Annotated in this window: 15 protein-coding genes and 1 tRNA gene; 10 read left to right on the top strand and 6 right to left on the bottom strand. The window is 68.2% G+C overall.

The window, feature by feature from the left end:
* The first annotated feature begins 32 nt into the window (after positions 1–32).
* Positions 33–5,012, top strand: a complete 4,980-nt coding sequence (locus tag ACEN9Q_RS29185) for a type I secretion C-terminal target domain-containing protein (RefSeq protein WP_495626914.1) — start codon at positions 33–35, stop codon at positions 5,010–5,012.
* 9 nt (positions 5,013–5,021) lie between these two features.
* Here the strand turns inward: ACEN9Q_RS29185 and ACEN9Q_RS29180 are convergent, their stop codons facing one another.
* Entirely contained in the window at positions 5,022–5,717 is a 696-nt protein-coding gene (locus tag ACEN9Q_RS29180; protein WP_495626913.1) for an alpha/beta fold hydrolase, read from the bottom strand.
* Positions 5,718–5,879: 162 nt separating this feature from the next.
* On the opposite strand from ACEN9Q_RS29180, the gene ACEN9Q_RS29175 reads away from it, so the two are divergent.
* From ACEN9Q_RS29175 to ACEN9Q_RS29155, 5 genes are all read left to right on the top strand, one after another.
* A complete protein-coding gene (locus ACEN9Q_RS29175) occupies positions 5,880–7,631 on the top strand; it encodes a methyl-accepting chemotaxis protein (protein WP_495626912.1) in 1,752 nt (583 codons plus the stop codon).
* Positions 7,632–7,708: 77 nt separating this feature from the next.
* A complete protein-coding gene (locus ACEN9Q_RS29170; RefSeq protein ID WP_056438232.1) occupies positions 7,709–8,194 on the top strand; it encodes an acyl-CoA thioesterase in 486 nt (161 codons plus the stop codon).
* Between the two features lie 59 nt (positions 8,195–8,253).
* Positions 8,254–8,329, top strand: a tRNA-Phe gene (locus ACEN9Q_RS29165).
* A gap of 73 nt (positions 8,330–8,402) precedes the next feature.
* A complete protein-coding gene (locus ACEN9Q_RS29160; protein ID WP_056438235.1) occupies positions 8,403–8,747 on the top strand; it encodes a zinc ribbon domain-containing protein YjdM in 345 nt (114 codons plus the stop codon).
* Between the two features lie 172 nt (positions 8,748–8,919).
* Positions 8,920–10,599 (top strand): GH39 family glycosyl hydrolase, encoded by a 1,680-nt coding sequence (locus ACEN9Q_RS29155; RefSeq protein WP_495626911.1) that lies wholly within the window; start codon positions 8,920–8,922, stop codon positions 10,597–10,599.
* Here the strand turns inward: ACEN9Q_RS29155 and ACEN9Q_RS29150 are convergent.
* A complete protein-coding gene (locus ACEN9Q_RS29150; protein ID WP_495626910.1) occupies positions 10,593–11,096 on the bottom strand; it encodes a hypothetical protein in 504 nt (167 codons plus the stop codon). The genes ACEN9Q_RS29155 and ACEN9Q_RS29150 overlap by 7 nt on opposite strands.
* Positions 11,097–11,332: 236 nt before the next feature.
* Between ACEN9Q_RS29150 and ACEN9Q_RS29145 the strand changes: the two genes are divergently transcribed.
* Together ACEN9Q_RS29145 and ACEN9Q_RS29140 are read left to right on the top strand one after the other, a co-directional pair.
* Positions 11,333–13,495, top strand: a complete 2,163-nt coding sequence (locus tag ACEN9Q_RS29145) for an alkaline phosphatase family protein (protein ID WP_495626909.1) — start codon at positions 11,333–11,335, stop codon at positions 13,493–13,495.
* Positions 13,496–13,513: 18 nt separating this feature from the next.
* Positions 13,514–14,200 (top strand): hypothetical protein, encoded by a 687-nt coding sequence (locus ACEN9Q_RS29140; RefSeq protein ID WP_495626908.1) that lies wholly within the window; start codon positions 13,514–13,516, stop codon positions 14,198–14,200.
* A 30-nt stretch (positions 14,201–14,230) separates the two neighbouring features.
* Here the strand turns inward: ACEN9Q_RS29140 and ACEN9Q_RS29135 are convergent, their stop codons facing one another.
* The gene (locus ACEN9Q_RS29135; RefSeq protein WP_082547787.1) at positions 14,231–14,341 is read right to left on the bottom strand and encodes a hypervirulence associated TUDOR domain-containing protein; all 111 of its coding nucleotides are present in this window, start codon (positions 14,339–14,341) and stop codon (positions 14,231–14,233) included.
* Positions 14,342–14,464: 123 nt separating this feature from the next.
* Here ACEN9Q_RS29135 and ACEN9Q_RS29130 point away from each other — a divergent pair, with 123 nt between their 5' ends.
* Positions 14,465–15,199: an HAD family hydrolase gene (locus tag ACEN9Q_RS29130; RefSeq protein WP_056438244.1), complete on the top strand. Its 735-nt coding sequence runs from the start codon at positions 14,465–14,467 to the stop codon at positions 15,197–15,199.
* Here ACEN9Q_RS29130 and ACEN9Q_RS29125 read toward each other — a convergent pair.
* The gene (locus ACEN9Q_RS29125) at positions 15,168–15,641 is read right to left on the bottom strand and encodes a hypothetical protein (RefSeq protein WP_056438247.1); all 474 of its coding nucleotides are present in this window, start codon (positions 15,639–15,641) and stop codon (positions 15,168–15,170) included. The genes ACEN9Q_RS29130 and ACEN9Q_RS29125 overlap by 32 nt on opposite strands.
* On the bottom strand, positions 15,628–16,818 hold the full coding sequence (locus tag ACEN9Q_RS29120; RefSeq protein ID WP_495626907.1) for an MGDG synthase family glycosyltransferase: 1,191 nt from the start codon (positions 16,816–16,818) through the stop codon (positions 15,628–15,630). The genes ACEN9Q_RS29125 and ACEN9Q_RS29120 overlap by 14 nt, the downstream gene beginning before the upstream one ends.
* 177 nt (positions 16,819–16,995) lie before the next feature.
* Between ACEN9Q_RS29120 and ACEN9Q_RS29115 the strand changes: the two genes are divergently transcribed.
* Complete coding sequence (locus ACEN9Q_RS29115) at positions 16,996–17,436, top strand: hypothetical protein (RefSeq protein ID WP_495626906.1); 441 nt, start codon at positions 16,996–16,998, stop codon at positions 17,434–17,436.
* A gap of 169 nt (positions 17,437–17,605) precedes the next feature.
* Here the strand turns inward: ACEN9Q_RS29115 and ACEN9Q_RS29110 are convergent, their stop codons facing one another.
* On the bottom strand, positions 17,606–20,752 hold the full coding sequence (locus tag ACEN9Q_RS29110; protein ID WP_495626905.1) for a S8 family serine peptidase: 3,147 nt from the start codon (positions 20,750–20,752) through the stop codon (positions 17,606–17,608).
* Between the last annotated feature and the right edge of the window lie 9 nt (positions 20,753–20,761).

The raw sequence follows: 20,761 nt of genomic DNA, 5'->3' as shown, positions 1-20,761 counted from the left end.
TAGTTGTTTCTTTAGAATAATAAGATGCAACCATGACCACTTTCATCCTGCGGCAGGGGGCCGTGACCGTTGTTCAGAATGGCGCGATGTCCGGCAGCGCGGCTGAGCCGGACGCCGCCGTCGTCACGATCACCGACTTCCTGACCGGTACGAACGGCGACGTGCTCGACGCGTTCAGTACCGGTAACTGGCAAGGCGTGACGCCATTCGCCGGCTATTACAAGATCGAGCAGCGCGGCAGCGATGCCGTGCTCGAATTCGATGCCGACGGCACGGGCACCGCCGCGTCGTTCCAGGACGTCGTCATCCTCAAGGACATCGATGCGGCCAGGCTCGTCGCGGACAACCTGGCCGGATACCGGCCTGACGGATCGATCACCGGTCAGGCCATCACCGGCACGGCGGCAGCCGAGACGCTCACCGGCACGCCGCTGAACGACACGATCCATGGCGGCGACGGCAACGACGTCATCGATGCCGGCCACGGCGACGACCAGGTCTACGGCGATGGCGGCAACGACATCATCGGCGCCGGCGACGGCAACGACACGGTGGATGGCGGTACGGGCAACGACACCATCACGATCACCGCCGCGGGCAGCGCGCCGCACACCGTGCTCGTGCGCGGCGGCGACGGCCAGGACGTGCTCGTATTCGGCCACGACAGCAGCGCCAGCGTGAGCGCGAGCGGCGGCGCCGGCGCCGATACTTTCGTGCTGGGCAATGGCCTGACGGGCGGCAGCGTCACCATCACGGACTTTTCCGCCGCGGGCGGCGACAAGCTGGACATCGGCAAGCTGCTGCCGGCCAGCCTGGGCAGCAATCCCTTCGGTGCCGGCTATGTGAAAGCCGAGCAGGACGGCAGCGACGTCAAACTGTACGTCGACCTCGACGGCGCCGCCGGCACCGCCCACGACTGGACGCCGCTCGCGACGCTGGCCGGTACGAAGCTGGCGTCCCTGACGGCGGCCGCCTTCGTGGGCGGCTACGATCCTTCCGGCACGGATGCGGGCCACGTGCTCACGGGCACACCGGGCAACGACACGCTGAGCGGCACCGCGCTCGACGACACGATCTCGGGCGGCACCGGCAGCGACAGCATCGCCGGCGGACCCGGCCGGGATGTCATCGACGGCGGCAACGAGCCGGCCGGCGGCGACACTGTCGACGGCGGCTATGGCGACGATGTCGTGCACGGCGGCGCGGGCAACGACGTACTGCGCGGCGACGTGGGCAACGACAGCCTCGACGGCGGCACCGGCAACGACAGCCTGTCCGGCGGCACGGGCAACGACACCCTCGCCGGCGGCGACGGCAACGACACGCTCGTGGACGGCTTCGGCGCCAACGTGCTGGACGGCGGCGCCGGCAACGACACCATCGACGGCTCCAGCGTGCCGACCAATGCGGAGCGCGGCGACTCGACCCTCGATGGCGGCGCCGGCAACGATGTCCTCACGGCCGGCAACGGCAACGACGTCGTGCACGGCGGCACCGGCGACGACACGATCCGAATCGTCCTGAACGACACGACGCCGGGCCGGACGTGGCACTTCACGGTCGACGGTGGCGACGGCAACGACACCATCACCATCGACCGCACCAACGACGTCGCGCATGCCGTCGTCGACGTCACCGGCGGCGCCGGCATCGACACGTTCGGCTTCACCGTGACCGACACGCCATCCGACACGCTCGTCATCAAGGATTTCCAGGCTGGCAAGGGCGGTGATGTGCTCGATGTCGTCCCGCTGTTTCACGGTTTTGAATTTCTCGGCAATCCGTTTGGCGCGGCTGGCGTGCTGCGCCTCGTCCAGGACGGCAACGATACCCGGCTCGTACTGCTCGCCAACCCATCCGACACGACGGGCAAGACGATGGCCGTGCTGGAAAACGTCGCCGCGGCGTCCCTCACGAGCGACAACTTCCCGATAGGTATCCACCCGGACGGCTCGCCGGCCGGCCTGGACCTGCAGGGCGGCGCCGGCGACGATTCGCTGGTCGGCGACTTCCTCGACGACGTCCTGCACGGCGGCGGCGGCAACGACTATTTGTGGGGCGGGCAAGGCGGCACCGACCTGCTGTACGGCGACGATGGCCAGGACGTGCTGATCGGCAGCGGCAACGACCACCTGTTCGGCGGCAGCGGCAACGACAACCTCGCCGGCATGTATAACGACACGCTGGAAGGCGGCGACGGGAACGACCAGCTGCGAGGAGAACATGGCCACACGACCCTCGACGGCGGCAACGGCGACGACGTGCTCACCGTCTACCATGGCGACGGCGACGTCCTGTTGGGCGGCCTGGGCAACGACACCCTGGACAGCAACAGCTACAACGATACACTCGACGGCGGCAGCGGCGACGACGTGTTGAAGGTAAGTACCGACTTCGGCCTGACGCCGTCGACAGGCCCGCTCCACCTCGAAGGCGGCGACGGCGACGATACCATGATCCTGGCGCTGGGAGGCTGGGGGGGCCAGGTGATGGCGCACGGAGGTGCCGGCCACGACACCTACATCATCGAAGTGGCGACGGACACGAGCCTCGTCACCATCACCGATTTCCAGGCCGGCAGCGGCGGCGATCGGATCGACCTGTCGGCGATCGCGCGCGCCACGAACGATTCGGTGTTCGGCCCGCAAGGCAATCTGAGACTCGAACAGCGCGGTGCCGACACCGTGGTGCTGGCCGACCGCGACGGCGGCGGACCGTTGGGCTTCACCGACCTCCTAATCCTGAAGAACGTGGACCACACCGCCCTCGGCGCGGACAATTTCTGGAGCGGTTACGACGTGGTCGGCAGCGGCCACGTGCTGACCGGGACGACCGGCGCGGACTGGCTGATCGGCAGCGCCGGCGACGACACGCTCAGCGGCGGTCTCGGCAACGATACACTCGACGGGGGCATCGGCAACGACACCCTGGACGGCGGCGCCGGTGACGACAACCTGGACGGCGACCGCGTCGGCAACCAGCCCTCGACCATCATGACGGGCAACGACGTGCTGCATGGCGGCGCCGGCAACGACGTGCTGGACAGCTGGTACGGCAGCGACACGCTGGATGGCGGCAGCGGCAACGACGTGCTGGACATCATATTGGCAGGCGGCCACGTGCGCGACGGCGACGTCATCCATGCCAGCGGCGGCGACGGCGACGATACCTTCTACATCGACCTGTTCGGGGACAACGCCGCGGACGTGCAATTGTCGGGCGGCGCCGGCAAGGATACCTACCGCGTCGACCAGAACCGCTTCGATGACCCGATCGCGATCACCATCACCGACTTCCAGGCCGGCGCGGGCGGCGACGTCCTGACGTCCTCCTCGTACTGGACGGGCGCCCCGAGCGGCGCCACGCCGTTCTCGGGCGGCTACTACCGGTTCCTGCAGCGCGGCGCCGACACGGTCCTGCAACTCGACCGGGACGGCGCGAACGGTCCGGACGATTATCACGACATCGTCATCCTGAAGAACGTCGACATGACGAAACTCGTGCCGGAAAACACGGGCGGCTGGCCGACCGACGGTTCGACGAAGGGCTCGCTGCTCGAAGGCACGGCGGGCAAGGACATACTGACCGGCACCAGCGTCGACGACACGATCCACGGCGGCGACGGCAACGACCACATCGACGGCCAGGACGGCAACGACCTCCTCATGGGCGACGCGGGCGACGACATGCTCGTCGGCGGCAACGGCAACGACACGCTCGTCGGCGGCGATGGCGACGACACGCTCCAGACCTCGGGCGGCAACGACCTGCTCCAGGGCGGAGGCGGCAACGACACGCTGTCCGTCAGCGCCAACCGGGAAGCCACGCAGGCCTTTCACGTCGTCCTCGACGGCGGCGCCGGCGACGACACGTTCACCGTCGACCCCGCGTTCGCCGGCCCCAACGAGGCCGTCGCGACGGGCGGCACCGGGCACGATGTGTTCGTGGCCGGCGCGAGCGCCGGGGCGAATTACTTCGTCACCGACTTCCAGGCGGGCAAAGACGGCGACAAGCTCGATCTCTCCACCCTGCTGGAAGCGTACAGCCACGGCGCCAATCCGTTCGGCAGCGGCTACCTGCGCCTCGACCAGAACGGCACCGACACACTGGTGCAGTTCGACGCCGACGGCCCGGGCGGCCCATCCGGCTTCCAGACCGCGCTGACGCTGAAGAACGTGCAGGCATCGACGCTCGTCGCGGACAACATCGTCGGCGGCGTCAACCCGCATCCGGACGTGGCGCCCACGCCCACGCCGCTGCCCTCCCCGGCGCCGACGCCGGAACCCACGCCCACACCCACACCCACACCCACGCCACCGGCGCCGACACCCGGCGAAACCCACACCGGCACCGCCGGCACCGACCAGCTGGCCGGCACCGCCGGCAACGACACCCTCGACGGCGGCGACGGCGACGACGTCCTGCACGGCGGCGCCGGCAACGACGTGCTTGCCGGCGGCACCGGCCGCGATACGGCCAGCTACGACGGCAAGTCAGGCGACTACAAGATCAGCCACGACGCCGCCGGCTGGCACGTGGCCGACCAGAGAACGGGCGGCACCGACGGCACCGACACGCTGCAGGGCATCGAACGCGTGACCTTCGCCGACGCCACGCTGGCGCTGGACACGGACGGCGGCGCCGGCGCGGCCTACCGCTTCTATCGTGCCGCGTTCGACCGTACGCCGGACCTGCCCGGACTGGGCTACTGGATCGGTGCGATGGACAAGGGCTCGTCCGTGCAGGACCTGGCGGCCGGCTTTGCGACGTCGAACGAGTTCAAGGACATGTACGGCGGGGCGAGCAATGCCGACCTCGTGAACCGGCTGTATCACAACGTGCTGCACCGGACACCGGAGCAGGCCGGGTACGACTACTGGCTGCACGTCCTCGACGCCAGGCAGGCGAGCCTGCCGGACGTGCTGGCCGCGTTCAGCGAGAGCGGCGAGAACCACGACGCGGTGGCGGACCTGATCGCGAACGGCATCCTGTTCACGCCCTGGCAGGGCTGACGCCGCGCATCAACCGGCCGTGTGCGCCGCCAGCCAGGGCACGATCACGTCGAGCAGGCGCCGCGGCGCCTCGATCGGGATCATGTGGCCGGTGTCCTCGATGACGGCGAGCGTGGCGCCGGGGATCGCGGCCGCCATCTCGCGCGCCTCCGCCAGGCTGCGCAACTGGTCCTGCGCGGCGGCCACGACGAGCGTCGGGCAGCGGATCTCGCCGGAACGTTCGAGGTCGCCCGGCCGGTCCAGCATCGACTGGCGCCGGAACACCTCGCCGCCGAGACGCGTGCCCATCGCGCGTATCCGCTCGATCAGCGCGTCGTCGTCGCGGCGGTCCGGGTGCAACGACGTGGCGACGGCTGTGCGGCTCAAGCCGCTGAAGGCGATGGACGGCGCCGCGCTCGCGATCGCGCCCTTGCGCTTCTGCAGCGCGGCCGTGTCGCCGCGGGTGGACGTGGCAATCAGCACGAGCGCGCGCACGCGTGCCGACGCCTGGCGCGCGATCGCGCGGGCGACGTAGCCGCCCATCGAAAAACCCACGAGCAAAAAGGAAGGTGGTGCGGTCTCGAGGACGCGGCGCGCCATCGCCTCGACCGACGTGTCGTGGCGCAGGTCGGCGTGGACGACGGGGCCGAAGCGCGCCAGCGCCGGCAGCATGTCGTCCCACAGGGTTTCGTCGGCCATGAAGCCGGGGACGAGCAGGAGAGCCATCCCGTCATCCTAGCAGACGGGCGCCGGCCCTGCCGCTCCCGATTTTCACCCGCGCCGGATAGGCGTGCCGACATATAGTGCACTGTCCTGAGTCGCCTCAAGGCGGACCGGCTCCGATGCGACTTTCATTGGTTCTTGTTGTCCGAGAAACCAAGGAGCCCCATGAAACCATCCGCCACCTTCAGTGTCAGCGTCAGCGTGCGCAACCAGCTCAGGTTCGCGTTCGCCATCGTCATCGCCCTGTCGTTCCTCGCGACGGCCATCGCCATCTGGCGCCTGCAAGTCCTGTCGGACGACACCCAGGCCCTCACCCGGCGGCCGCTCGCCAAGGAGCGCCTGATTTCCGGCTGGCTGCTGAACACGTCGGTCGCCGCCAAGCGCACGGGGTCCATCGCGCGCTCCGCCGATCCGGAACTCGCGACGTACTACGCGCCCGAAACGCAAGACTCGACGACGCGCACCACCGCGCTGCAGCAGCAGGTCGGCGCGCTGCTCGACACGCCCGAGGAGCATGCCGTGTTCGGGCAGATCGGCACGGCGCGCCAGCGCTACATCGCCACGCGCGACCGCGTCATGGCCCTCAAGGCCGGCGGCAAGGACGCGGAAGCCCGCAAGTACTTCGACGACGAATTCGTGCCCGCCGTGACGGCGTATCTCGGCCGGGTCAAGGCGCTGCTGGAACTGCAGCAAAAGGAGATCGACACGCGCGTCGCCGCGGTGCTCGGCAGCGCGGACCGCAGCAGCAAGGTCCTCTCGGCGCTGTGCCTCGCCACGCTCGCCTTCAGCATCGCGGCCGGCACCGTGTTCGGGCGTGTCCTGTTCCGGCGCCTGGGCGGCGAGCCGGCCGCCGCGGCGCTGGTGGCGGCCGAGATCGCGGACGGCAACCTGTGCGTGGCCGTACCCCTCAGGCCGGGCGACAACGACAGCCTGATGGCCGCCCTCGAACGCATGCGCGCCAGCCTCGCGGGCATCGTCGCCGACGTGCGCGAAGGCACCGGCACGATCGTTGCCGCCGTGGCCGCGATGGCCGGCGAAACGCAGGACCTGTCGCAGCGCACCGAAAGCCAGGCGCAGGCGCTGGAAGAGACGGCGGCGTCGATGGAAGAACTGACGCAGGCGGTCAGCCAGAACTCGACCAACGCCGACGAAGCAAACCGCATGGCGGGCGACGCCGCGCGCGTGGCGCAGCAGGGCGGCGCGATGGTCGGCCAGCTGGTCGACACGATGGGCGCGATCAACGCCTCGTCGGAGCGCATCGTCGACATCATCGCCGTCATCGACGGCATCGCGTTCCAGACCAACATCCTCGCGCTGAACGCCGCCGTGGAAGCGGCGCGCGCCGGCGAACAGGGACGCGGCTTCGCCGTCGTCGCGGCCGAAGTGCGCGCCCTGGCCCAGCGCTCGGCCGCCGCGGCCAGGGAAATCAAGGACCTGATCGATGCGTCGACCCAGCGCGCCGCCGACGGCGCGACCCTGGCCGGCCAGGCCGGGCAGACGATGCACGACATCGTCGACAGCATCAAACGCGTCACCGGCATCATGAACGAGATCGTCGCGTCCAGCCGCGAACAGGCCGGCGGCATCGGCCAGGTCAACCAGGCCATCGTGCAGATGGACGGCGTGACCCAGCAGAACGCGGCCCTCGTCGAGGAATCGGCGGCCGCGACCCAGTCGATGCACGAGCAGGCGCAGGCGCTGGCCGAGCGGGTGGCGCTGTTCCGCGTCGAGGCGAAGGCGCGGCCGGCGCCGACCGCGACGAAGCCCGCGCTGCCGCCGGCCCGCCGCACCGCCCCCGCGCTGGCGCCCGCGGCGAGGCCCGCTACGGCGAAGCCGGCACGGATGGCGCCCGCCCCGGTGCGCGCGCCCGTCCGCAAGCCGGCCGCCACGATCGACGCGGACTGGGAAGAGTTCTGAGCAAAAGAAGGGGCGGTTGCCGTCAGTGGGTTTCTCAGGCAACATCGTCCCTATCCTTCCTCTTTACGCACGACGCCATGAACCTGCCCGCCCACCAACTCACCATGACGGTCCTGATGACACCGGATACTGCGAATTTTTCCGGTAACGTGCACGGCGGGAACATCCTGAAACTGCTCGACCAGGTGGCCTATGCCTGCGCCAGCCGCTACGCCGGCACCTATGTCGTGACGATGAGCGTCGACCAGGTGACGTTCCGCCAGCCGATCCACGTGGGCGAGCTGGTGACGTTCCTGGCCGCCGTGAACTACACGGGCCGCACGTCGATGGAAATCGGCATCAAGGTCGTGGCCGAGAACATCCGCACCCAGCAGGTGCGCCACGTGAACAGCTGCTTCTTCACGATGGTGGCCGTGGGCGACGACAAGCAGCCGGTCCCCGTCCCGCCCCTGCGTCCGTTCGGGCCGGACGAGCAGCGCCGCTACGAGGAAGCCAAGGGCCGCAAGGAGCTGCGCATGGCGCTCGACCGCCAGCACGAGGAACGGGCGGCGGCGCGTTCCTGAACCGCCGGCGCGACAAAAATTATGGATTTCGCGTAACCCGTGCTATACTGCGCCGCCTTGGCCTGGTAGCTCAGTTGGTAGAGCAGAGGATTGAAAATCCTTGTGTCGGTGGTTCGATTCCGCCCCGGGCCACCAAGATTCAGAACAGAGCGCCAACCCATCCGGTTGGCGTTTTGCATTCCACCGTTCCTTTCATCCACATACTGCCATGACGACCCTTCCACCCTGCCCCGCCTGCGGTTCCGCACTGACCTACGAAGACGGCTCGGGCAACTACGTCTGCCCGGAATGCGCGCACGAATGGCCGGTCAAGGCCGAAGCGGCCGCGGACGAGGCGGCCCGCGTATGGCGCGACGCGGCCGGCAACGTGCTGCAGGACGGCGATTCCGTCACCGTCATCAAGGACCTGAAACTGAAAGGCGGCGGCGGCGTGGTCAAGCAGGGCACCAAGGTCAAGAACATCCGCCTCGTCGACGGCGACCACGACATCGACTGCAAGATCGACGGCTTCGGCGCGATGAGCCTGAAATCGGAGTTCGTCCGCAAGAGCTGAGCGGGCAACCATCGGACATGAACGCCACCTGCGAGGTGGCGTTTTCATTTCCGGCCGTGCTTTCCCGCCGGTCCGATATTCGATTCGATATAGAAATCGTCAAAACCATGATTGGACGCCCCCTTGGGTTCGGCCTAGCATTGGGTCATCTGTCCGATCCACGAGAACAACAATGAAGAGACATCTCGCCGCCCTCCTCCTCGCGGCCTGCGCGCCGCTGTGCGCCGCCGAACCGGCGGCCCCGGCGCCCGTCAAGCTCACCGTCGACGCCACCCGGATAAAAGGGCCGATGACGCCGATCTGGGCGTGGTTCGGCTACGATGAACCGAATTACACGACGGCGCCCAACGGCAAGAAGCTGCTGAGCGAGATCGCCGCCCTGAGCCCGGTCCCCGTCCACGTCCGCACGCACAACCTCATGACGTCGGGCGACGGCAGCTACGCGCTCAAGTGGGGCTCGACGAATATGTACACCGAGGACAAGGACGGCAGGCCGGTCTACGACTGGACCATCGTCGACCGCATCTTCGACACGTACATCGAACGCGGCATGAAGCCGCTGGCGCAGATCGGCTTCATGCCGGAAGCGCTGTCGCAACGCCCGCAACCGTATCGCCACCACTGGAAGCCCGGCACGCCCTACCAGGACATCATGACCGGCTGGGCCACGCCGCCGAAGGATTACGGCAAGTGGTCCGAGCTGATCTACCAATGGGTCAAGCACAGCGTGGCGCGCTACGGGCAGAAGGAAGTCGAGAGCTGGTACTGGGAAGTGTGGAACGAGCCGGACGGCCTGTACCTGATCGCGCCGGACACGAAACACGAGTACTTCAAAATGTACGACTACGCGGCCGACGCGGTGAAACGCGCGCTGCCGACGGCGCGCATCGGCGGGCCCCACACGGCCGCCGCCGGACGCTTCATGGACGACTTCCTGCGCCACTGCCTGCACGAGACGAACTACGCGACCGGCAAGACCGGCTCGCCGCTGGACTTCGTCGCCTTCCACGCCAAGGGCGCGCCCAAGGTCGTCGACGGCATCGTGCGGATGGGCATGGACACGCATTTCCGCCACCTCGACGAAGGCTTCGCGCTCGTCGCAAAATACCCGGAACTGAAGAACATCCCCGTCATCATCGGCGAATCCGACCCGGAAGGCTGCGCCGCCTGCGGCATGCAGACCAACCCCGAAAACGCCTACCGCAACGGCACGCCGTACGCCAGCTACACGGCCGCCTCGATCGCGCGCGAGTACGACCTGGCCGCGCGGCGCGGCGTGAACCTGATCGGCGCGGTGAACTGGTCGTTCGAGTTCGAGGACCAGCCGTGGTTCGCGGGCTTCCGCGACCTGGCGACCAACGGCGTCGACAAGCCGGTGCTGAACGTGTTCCGCATGCTCGGCAAGCTGCGCGGCGAGCGCGTGGCGGTGACGGGCGACCAGGCCTACGACGCGGCGCGCATCCAGGCCGCGGGCGTGCGCGGCGCGCGCACCGACATCGACGCGCTGGCCGCGAAGGATGCGCACCACATCGCCGTCATGGTCTGGAATTACCACGACGACGACATCATCGACGCCGGCTCCCCGGTCGAACTGCACATCGCCGGCATTCCCGCCAGACAGGTGCAGTTGCGGCACTTCCGCATCGACCAGGAGCACAGCAATTCGTACAGCGCCTGGAAGCGCATGGGCTCGCCTTCGCATCCGACGGCGGCACAAGTGGCCGAGCTGCAGACAGCGAGCGAGCTCGCGCAACTGGGGGCGGATGCGACCGTGGAGACGCGGGACGGTACGGCCACGGTCAGGATGCAGTTGCCGCGGCAGGCGGTGTCGCTGATTACGCTGACTTATTGAATCGCGCGCTGCGCGCCTGCGTTGGAGATCCTTGGCGGCTCGTTCGGGCAGGCGTTGTCCCATCTCGTCACTCGCATCGCGTCCACTTGTTCGCCTACAGTATCAACGCGCAAGCAAGTGCCGTCCTTAGCATAGTAAAAAATACAAAGACTTCCCCTGTCGGTGGAACAAGAATCGACTTCAAGGAATTTTCGGTCAGCGAGGCGTTTTTCCGTGCCATCGTACTCATAGCTATCGTCGGCATGGATGCGAATCGGCTTCCATCCGGATTGAATGAGACGCGCACGGACGCTTACAAACGATGCGTCTTTTTGCAAGTGCAGGCTGATCACTGCAGTTGATCGCTCGTTTGCACGAGCTACGCCATCGGGGCCGGAGAGGAACATGAGTAACGCGGCGCCGGCGAGCGCGATCCGTGTTGCGACTGCGGTGGATCGCGAATCGCCGAGCCTTGGATCGTCATCGATGCCTATGACACCGTGTCCTTCGTGCTTCATGACGCCTCCAAGTGCTTGAGCCCACTTAATGATATGGAGCACTAGAAGCATTTCCGTGCGAAATGTCAGACAGTGCCGTCTACCCCAAAGCACCCACCAACATTACCGGAACATTAACTTTGTAACAGAACCTGGCCATTGCCATTTTTGTCACGAACGTGTCACGCCCCTGGACGATTCTGTGCGCGGCCCGATCCATCGATCGCGTATTCCCGACTCTGACCAGGAGACTCCTCGTGAGGTTAGCAAAGACCTTGATTACCCCGCTCGCGCTCGGCATCCTGCTGGCCGCCTGCGGCAGCGACAGCAACCGCACCACCACCGCGGCCACCACGCCGGGCAGCGCTTCCGGCACCACCACGCCGGCGGCTCCGGCCGCCACCCGCACGATCATCATGGTGTGGGACGGCCTGCGCCCCGATTCCGTCAATGCGACGGACACCCCGAACCTGTACGCGCTGCGCCAGAGCGGCGTCAACTTCAGCGACAACCACTCGACCTACCCGACCTTCACGATGATGAACTCGTCGTCGTTCGCGACGGGTTCGTTCCCCAAGACCAGCGGCTTCTACGGCAACACGTTCTGGACGCCGCCGCAAGGCAGCGCCAACGCAATCCCGGCCGGTAGCGGCGCCGGCGGCGCGGCCCAGGATTACCAGGACCCCGTGTTCACCGAAGACTATGCGGTGCTGACGACGCTGAACGATTACTACGGCGGCCAGCTCCTGCACGTGAAGAGCCTGTTCGCCACGGCGCAGGCGGCCGGTCTGACGACGGCCACGATCGGCAAGTCGGGCGCGGCCTACCTGCAGGATCTCGGCAAGGGCGGCGTCTTCCTCGACGAAAACACCGTGCAGCCGCGCAGCCTCGTTACCGAGCTGCAGGGCGCGGGCTTCGCCGTGCCGGCCAACGTCGTCAAGAATTATGCCGGCGCCGACGCCGTCACGCTCGCCGCCACCAACGGCAATCCGACGGCGCGCGCCGGCTACGTCACCTTCAACACGACCGCGTTCGACCCGGCCGGCAACGTGACCGTCGCCGCGCGCGATTCGGCCGACACCACGCAGGGCGCGCCGGAAGACGCGGCCAACAAGTACATGATGTCGGTGTACACGCAATACATCCTGCCGCAGAAGAAGCCGATGTTGTCGCTGATCTGGTTCCGCACGCCGGACAACGTCGAGCACGGCTATGGCCCCGGCAGCGCCAACATGAAGGCGGGCCTGCGCTCGCAGGATGCGCGCCTGGGCGAGCTGATCGCCGCGCTGCGCGCCAACGGCATGGACAGCGCGACCAATATCGTCGTCGTGTCCGACCACGGCCACTCGAGCGTCTCGGGGCCGGTGTCGACCTTCCCGCTGCGCGCCATCACCGCGTCGGCGACGGTGCCGAGCGGCGGCGTCAGCGGCGCGGCCATCGGCGCAGTGGATGCCAACGGCTTCTCGTTCTCGGGCGACGTGCGCTCGGCCGACCTGCTGACCTACCGCGGCTTCGCAGCCTATGACGGCGCGGGCTGCTCGACGAGCGCCATGGTCGGCCTCACCGCCGACGGCAAGCCCGTCATGCCGGTCAAGGTCGACGCGACCGGCAGCCTGTGCGGCAGCGCCAACGCCAAGTACCAGGCCATCAGCGCGGGCCTGGCGAAACCGGTCGCCAGCTTCAAGGTGCCGGCGCCGGGCAGCCTGCCGGCCAACGGCATCGTCGTCGCCGCGAACGGCGGGTCCGACTATTTCTATGTGCCGGGCCACGATGCGGCCACGGTCCAGAAGCTCGTGACGTTCCTCCAGCAGCGTGAGGAATACGGCGCGATCTTCGTCGACAGCCGCTACGGCAGCATCCCGGGCACGCTCGCGCTGGCCCAGGTCAACCTGGAAAACGCCAAGCGCCAGAACAACGGCCAGCCGGACGTCGTCGTCTCGTTCTCGTGGGACTACAACACGTCGGTGCAGGGCATGCCGGGCATCGAGTTCGAGAGTTTCGGCGGCCAGCGCGGCATGCACGGCAGCTTCGGCATCGCGGACGTGCACAACACCTTGATCGCCAACGGCCCGTCGTTCCTGGCGAATAAAGTCGTCACGACGCCGTCCGGCAACGTCGACGTGGCCCCGACCGTGGCGTACCTGCTCGGCCTGTCCATGCCGCAAGCCGATGGCCGCGTGCTGAACGAGGGCCTCGCGACGCCGGCCACCAAGGACGTGCCGACCGTGACCCCGTCGACGGTGACCCCGGCCGCCGCGGCCACCGGTCTCACGTTCGAACTGCCGACGGATCCGACCGGCGCCGCGAAGGACACGACGCTGACCAAAGGCACGTACAACATCGAGCTGTCGGTGAAGGACCTGACCGTGGGCGGCAAGTCGTACCGCTACTTCGACTCGGCCCGCGCCGTGCGCAACTGACGACCCAAGGAGTCCTCATTGAATAACGCCCTTCCCGGCCACGCCGGAAGGCGCGCGTCGCGGTCGCTCGTGCTCTGCACGGCGGCCGCGGCCGTGTTTTCCGCGCCCCTGTCCCACGCCGCCGCGCCCGACTTCGAGCACGTCTTCAGCACGCGCGGCGAGCCGCCCGCCACCCACTTCCAGGCCACCTATCTCGCCGGCGGCGCCGAACACCATGTGGAAGTCTGGCGCGACGGCGAGCGCCGCATCCGCCGCCGCACGGACGACAAGGCCGAAAGCTTCGCGGTGCGCGCGGCCGGCAGTCCGGACTACCGGCTGTCCGTGCTCGACCTCGGTAAAAAAATCCGCACCGACATCGACCGCGACAACCTGTACCGCATCGGCCAGTTCACCGACTGGTTCGACCTCGGCCACGGCCTGCGCCATCCCAAGGGCGACTACCGGCTCGTGCCGGCCGCCACGCCGCACGGCGCCGCGCACGCCATCGGCGCCTGCGAATGGGTCGCCCTCGTCCAGGGCACGCAGACGACGCACGTATGCTGGAGCGCGACGGCGAAGCTGCCGCTGCTGATCCAGGCCGCCGACGGCCGCATCGTGTGGCGCGTGACGAGCGTCGACCACAAGGCGATCCCGGACCGGGTCTTCGCGATCCACGACGCCGGGTTCATCCGCAACGACGCGAACGCGGACATCGAGCGCGACTGAATGAGGACACGCCCGCGATGATGCCGTCGTTCAGACCTTCTTGAGCGCACTCCCCTTGTGGGCCGCCTCCGCCCCGGTCTTGTCGCTGACGACGAGATATTCCGGATGCGCCGGCGACGCGGCCACCTCGTGCTGCTTGATGGCCGTGGGCGACGCGCCATTTCACCACGAACGGCGATTCCGGACCGCACGGCCGGCACCGCGTCATACGCCGGTAACATGCCCACGGGTATGATGAGGCAACGGAATCCGGCCACGACCCCCATGTACAAATCCAGGAAACGCCTGCTGATCCTCGACGCGGACGGCACCACCATCGACGCTTTTTCCGCCATCGAGACGGCCTTCGCGCGGCACGGGCTGGACATCGGCGACGAAGCCAGCTTCCAGAAGCGCCACAACCTCTTCAAATACCTGGGCGGGTTGAAGGAATTCCCGTCGATCATCAAGAAGAACCTGCGCAAGAACAGCCGCGCCAGGCTGGTCGACAGCCTCACGGAAGTCTACCGGCAGGAAGCGGCCATGTACGAAGGCATTCCGGATCTCGTGCGGGAACTGGTCGCGGCGCCGGACGTCGTCGTCGGCATGGTCACGCGCAACATCACGAACGAACCGCTGGAGACGCTGCGCCAGCTGTTCCAGCGCCACGACGTCGACATCGACGCGCTCGACTTCCTCGTCCACATTCCGCTCTCCGAAAAGAAGACGAGCCAGTTCCGCGCGCTCCGCGAGCAGTTCGGCATCAATCCGGCACGGGCCTATGTCTGCGGCGACGAGCACAAGGACTTCGCGGCCGCGATCGGCACGGGCATGCATCCGTTCATGGTGTCGTACGGTTTCGAGGACTTCGACCGGCTGACCGAAAAATTCGAGATTCCCCACGAGCTGATTGCGCGCACGCCGGGCGAACTGTGCCAGCGCGTGCGCCACGCGCTCGACCTCGGCACGCGGCGCGGCGCGGGAACGATCAGTACGCGTACCAGAACAACAGCGCGCTGACGACGCCGAATGTCCAGTAGTCGACGGGCGCGCCGGCGAACCAGCGCTTGTGCCACGGGACCAGTTCGCGCTTGAAGCGGCGCCAGCCGAAGGCGGGGTTGACGACGAACCAGAGATAGTCCTCGACGATCCAGAACAGCATGACGGCGCCCAGCGCGCGCGCTTCCAGCGCCAGCGACCATTGCCCCATGAAGGCCAGCGGGAAATGAAAGATCACGCCGATGAAGGAAAACATCCACGCGTGGTAGCCGGTCAGCGTGCGGCCGCCCCAGAAGATGTCGAGCAACGGATGGTCGTCGATGCGCCAGGTGGGCAGATTCGCCGCCCAGCCCGCCTCGCCTTCGATCTCGACTTCGACCCGGGCGAAAAAATAGGCGGCCACGACGACGGCGGCCAGCGTCGCGACGAACTGGCCGGCATGGGAGAGTTCAAACAAAGGCATCAATGGGTTCGGGTCGTTTCGGGGCGGCGGCAAGGACGGTGGCAAGTACGGCGGCGGCGGCGTGCGGCCGTCCCAGCGCGCGGGCGCGGAGGCGCATCGTCTCGAGCTCGTCCGGATGGGCCATCAGGTAGCGGACGCGGTATTCCAGCGACGGCGCATCGAACGCCTTCATGGCCGCGCCATACTCGAGCAGGAAATTGGCATTCCGTTCTTCCTGTCCGGGAATCGACGCGTTCACGATCATGGGCAGGCCCATGGCGAGGCATTCCGCCGTCGTCGCCCCGCCCGGCTTCGTAATCGCCACGTCGGCGCACGCCATCAGGCGTTCGACCCGATCGGTGAAACCCTGCGGCACGAGGCGGCCCGGATGCGCGGCCGCCAGGCGTTGCAGCACCGCCAGCTCGTCGGCATTGCGGCCGGCCAGGACGATCAGCTGGAAATTGCCGGGAATGGCCAGCAAGCGCTGCGCCAGCATGGACAGGCCGCCCAGGCCCGCGCCGCCGCCCATCAGCAGGAACGTCATGCGGCCGGGGTCGATGCCGAGCGCGCGGGCGCATTCGGCGCGCTCCAGCTGGCGCGTGAATGCCGGCATGACGGGGATGCCGGTGACGTGGATCGTGTCGCCCGGGATGCCCTGCTTGCACATCAGGAAGGCGACCTCGTCGTTGCCGGCGAAATAGCCGGCAACGTGCCGGTGCACCCACATGCGGTGCAGGTCGAAGTCGGTCACCTGCACCCACACCGGACACGGCAAGGTGCCGTCCGCGGCTTCGCGCGACAGGATCTCGGCCGGCAGGAAATGCGTGCAGACGATGGCGTCCGGGCGCAGCGCCGCGATCTTTCCGAGCAGGGGCGCGCTGTCGCGGCGCTCGATCCGGCGCCGCAGCCGGTGGGCCCAGCCGTCCGGCGCGGCGCCGTTGGTGTACTGGTAGATCCAGCTCCATACAATCGGCGCGCGCCGCACGAGCATGATGTAGAGGTCGGCGTAGACCTTGCGCAGGCGCGGCGTCGCGTACGCGGTGGCGTCCAGGTGGATCACCTCGGCGCCGCCCGGCTGGGCCTCGGCCCCGGCACGGATCGCTTCCGCGACGCGGGTATGCCCGGCGCCCGCGGGCACGCTCAGCACGAGGATGCGCTTGCCCGTCCTGCCTTCCTGCTCCACCAGACGCCCACCCATCGCGCTTGTCCCGCCGGCCATATCGATGACTGGCACTGTAGCTGGCGATTATGACTTCGCCGTGACGGGCGTATACGTGGGCACGGGGTGCCCACCCTACGGCTGCCGATTATGACTTCGCCGTGACGCCAGGCGTGCGCCCCTTGCCAAGCGCGGCCGCGCACGCGATCATGGGCCATGAACCCGCTCATCCCATCCCGCACCCTCGCCCGCCTGGCCGGCCTGGCCCTGCTGCTGGCGAGCAGCGCCTGCCGCAGCGATGCGCCGCAGGCTACCGCCGCATCCAATGGCAGCGCGCCCTTGCTGGCGCGCATCGAGGCCGAGCGCGGCGATGCCGCGTGCGACACCGACGCCCAGTGCCACACGATCGGCGTCGGCCACAAGGCCTGCGGCGGTCCCGAGCGCTACCTGGCCTGGTCCAGCAAGAATAGCGACGGCTCGCGCCTGCGCGCGCTCGTGGCCGCACACGCGGCCGCGCGCAGCGCCGAGGACACGAAAAAGGGCATGATGTCGACCTGCTCCGTCGTCCCCGATCCGGGCGCGGCGTGCACCGCCGGCCATTGCGTGCTGCGCGCCGCCGGCGCCGGTCCGGGCGGCATGGCGCCCGTGGCGCGCTGAAACACAGGGCGCACTAAACATCTATCCCGGTAGGGCGGGCTCCCCGAGCCCGCGCGGACGTCTGCGTTCATGCTGCGTCACGCGTGGGCGGCGGGCCGCCCACCCTACGGGACGACGTTATAAAAAAAGGCCGCTCGTGGCGGCCTCAAGTCGAGCAGTAATCCGACGATTACTCGACCTTCGCCTGCTTGTTGCCGGCGTTCTGGAACAACGGGATCGGGTCGGTCGTGTCGACTTCGACCATCGTCGTTCCGACCGGGGTCGCTCCGGCCAGGTAGGTGAGCGAACCCAGATGACGCTTGCCGGTCGCGAGACCGGACCATGAGACCACCACCGACGCGGTGCCGCCGACGGCGACCATGCTCGGTGCCACGGCCTTGAAGTTGCCGCCGGTCGCGGTCGGGCTCAGCACCCAGGTCGACAGCTTGTACGTGGCGCTGCCGCCCACCGGCGCGTAGCCGACGACGCAGACCTTGTAGTCGCCTGCCGCCGGGTTGTTCAGCGTGACCATTTCATTCGCCGTCGAACCGCCGCTGGAGCCGACGACGGTCGTACCGCGCGCCACCACCAGGTCCAGGTCGGACGCACCGCCGCCGCTCGTGTCGCTGTCGTACAGGGCGAAACGGGCCGCGGTCGTGCCGGCCGGGATGGTGACGGTATGCACGTTCACGCCGGTGGCGCCGCCGCCCGTGCACGCGCTGTTGCTCGTGTCCGTCGCGGTGACGACCGTCGAGTTGAACTCGGTGGCCGGGATCAGGCCGGACCTGGCGACCGACATCGCGCCGCCGAATCCGGTGCCGACGGTGACCAGCTTGGTGCCGGACGTCGCTTCGCTCGACACCGTGGCTGGCGCGGCGATCGTGGCGGCGCGCGCCGTCAGCGGGCTGCGCACGATGTGCGTGCCGTCGCTCCAGGTCAGCTTGCCGTACACCCAGGTGTTCAGCGGGGCCGTGGTGCGGGTCAGCTTGACCGTGAACGTGCCTTTCGCGCCCGGCGCCAGGTTCAGCGTGGCCGGCTGCACGGCGACCGTGAAGCCCGGCAGCGCGGCGCTGGCGTTATACGTCGCCGCCGCCGTGCCGACGTTCGTCACGGTGCGGGTCAGGGTCTGGATGCCCAGCACGCTGGCCGCCGTCAGCGAGGCCAGGTTCAGGTTGTACGGCTGGATCGAGCCGACGGCCGAGCAGGTGCCCGGGCTGAACACGTTGGTGATGCCGAGGCCGCACAGGAAGCGCGCATAGTCGATCGTGCCCAGGTCGTACACGAGGCCCGGGTCGGAGGCGACGGACGGCGCCACGTGGCCGGCGCCCTGGCCCCATGGCAGCGTGCCGGTGGTCCGGGCCGTACTGTCCCAGGGCACTGCGCCGTTCTGGCCATCGTTGAACGTGTCGTAGGCCGTCGTCATCAGGGCCGACTTGATCATGGCCGGGCTCCAGTCCGGATGGCGCTGTTTCAGCAGCGCGGCGATGCCCGCCACGTGCGGCGACGCCATCGAGGTGCCGGTGTAGAACGCGAAGTCCTTGCTTGGTGCCGGCTCGCCGCCGGCGACCGCATCGCGCTGGGCATGGGTCAGGTCGGCGCTGACGGCGGCCAGGATGTCCGTGCCCGGCGCCGTGACGTCCGGCTTCATGATGTTGGCGTTGGCCACGTTCGGGCCGCGCGACGAACTGCTGTTCATCTGCGGCGCCACGATGTTCGGATCGACGATGCCGCGCAGGTTGTTCAGCGCCGCGGTGGCGCCCGGCGTCGCGGCATAGTAATCCTTGACCTTCTGGCCGTCCGCGCTCGTGATGTGGACGGTCGAGACGGTGTGGGCCTGGTTCAGGATCGTCGTAGCGCTGGTCGGCGTGTTGGCGATGATGACGCCCACGGCGCCGGCCGTCTTGCCGTTCGCGCTCTTGTTGACCAGCACGTTGCTGCCGCGGTCGCAGACGAGGATCTTGCCCGTCACCTTGGCCGGGTCCAGCTGCGGGGCGATGCCGTCTGCCGGGCCGAAGCACAGGTTCAGGTTCGCGCTGGCCGGGTCGACGCCCGCCAGGCCGGCATCCTTCGCCAGGATCAGCGGCGCCGACGGCGTGTTGGCGTTGCCGGACGCGCCGGTGACGGTCACGCCGTTGCCCAGCGCGACGTCGCCCGCATACGTGCGGTTGTGCGTGGAGTTGCCCACGGTGGTCAGCCACGGGCTGATGTGCGCGACCGGCGCCGTCGCGGGGCCGGAGTTGCCGGCCGATGCGGCCACGAACACGCCGGCCGCGGCGGCGCCGAGGAAGGCGACTTCGGTCGGTTCGTTGAACGCGCCGCCGCCCGCGTTCGGGCCGATCGAGAAGTTGATGACGTTCACGCCATCCTTCACGGCCTGCTCGATCGCGGCCACGCTGTTCGAGGTGGCGCAGCCATTCAGGCCCGTCACGCCGTCGGTCCAGCAGACTTTATACGCGGCGATGCGGGCGCGCGGCGCCATGCCGGTGATCTTGCCCAGCGACAGGCCGTTGGTCATGGCCGTCACGTGCGCATTGCCGCCGGCCGTGCTGGCCGTGTGGTCGCCGTGGCCGCCATGGCCTTCGGCACCGGCCACGGAATCGCGCGCCGACAGGAATTCGGTCCAGTGCAGTGTCTGCGTCGGCTGCTTGAAATACCGTGCGCCGATCAGCTTGTTGTTGCAGTCGCTGGCGGCGAAGCCTTCGCCGGTCTGGCAGATGCCTTTCCAGGTCGCCGGCGGCGCATCGTAGGCCAGCTTGCTGCCGGCACGGCTCGGGTTGCCGTTCTCGTCGACGTGGTCGGCGAAGCTGTCCTGCTCCGGCCAGATGCCGCCGTCGACGATGCCGATGATGATGCCTTCGCCGGCCTTGTCCTGGCCGCCGACCTGGTCCCACAGGCCGCCCGGCTTGTCGAGGCCGAGGAACGTCGGGGTGTAGCTCGTGTCGAGCTGCAGGATCGAGTCGGCCGAGATGTTGGCGACGCCGGGATTCTTCTTGAGGGCGCGGACCTCGGCGTCGGTCAGCATCGCCGAGAAGCCGTTGAAGACGACCTTGTATTCGTTGGTGACCTGGGCCTTGTTGACGGTGGCAAGGACGTCGGCCTGCTTCGTCTCCAGGTAGGTGATGTAGTTCTGGACGGTCGACGCGTCGACGTTCAGGCGCTGCCCGGCGGCCGGCTTGGTGGCCGAGAGGCCGCTGACCGTGCCGTCATAGGTGGCGACCGGCTTGTCGGCCAGCTGGACGATGTAGGAACGGCGGATTTCGCCGTCGGCATAGGCGTGGGTGGCCGCGGCGACGGTCAGCGCGAACAGGACGGCCGAAGTGATGGGACGCAGTTTCATGGTCGGCTC

This window comes from Massilia sp. Masssp93 (assembly GCF_059491295.1).
The sequence above is the reverse complement of the archived record's forward strand: the minus strand, read 5'-3'. Positions and strand labels throughout refer to the sequence as shown.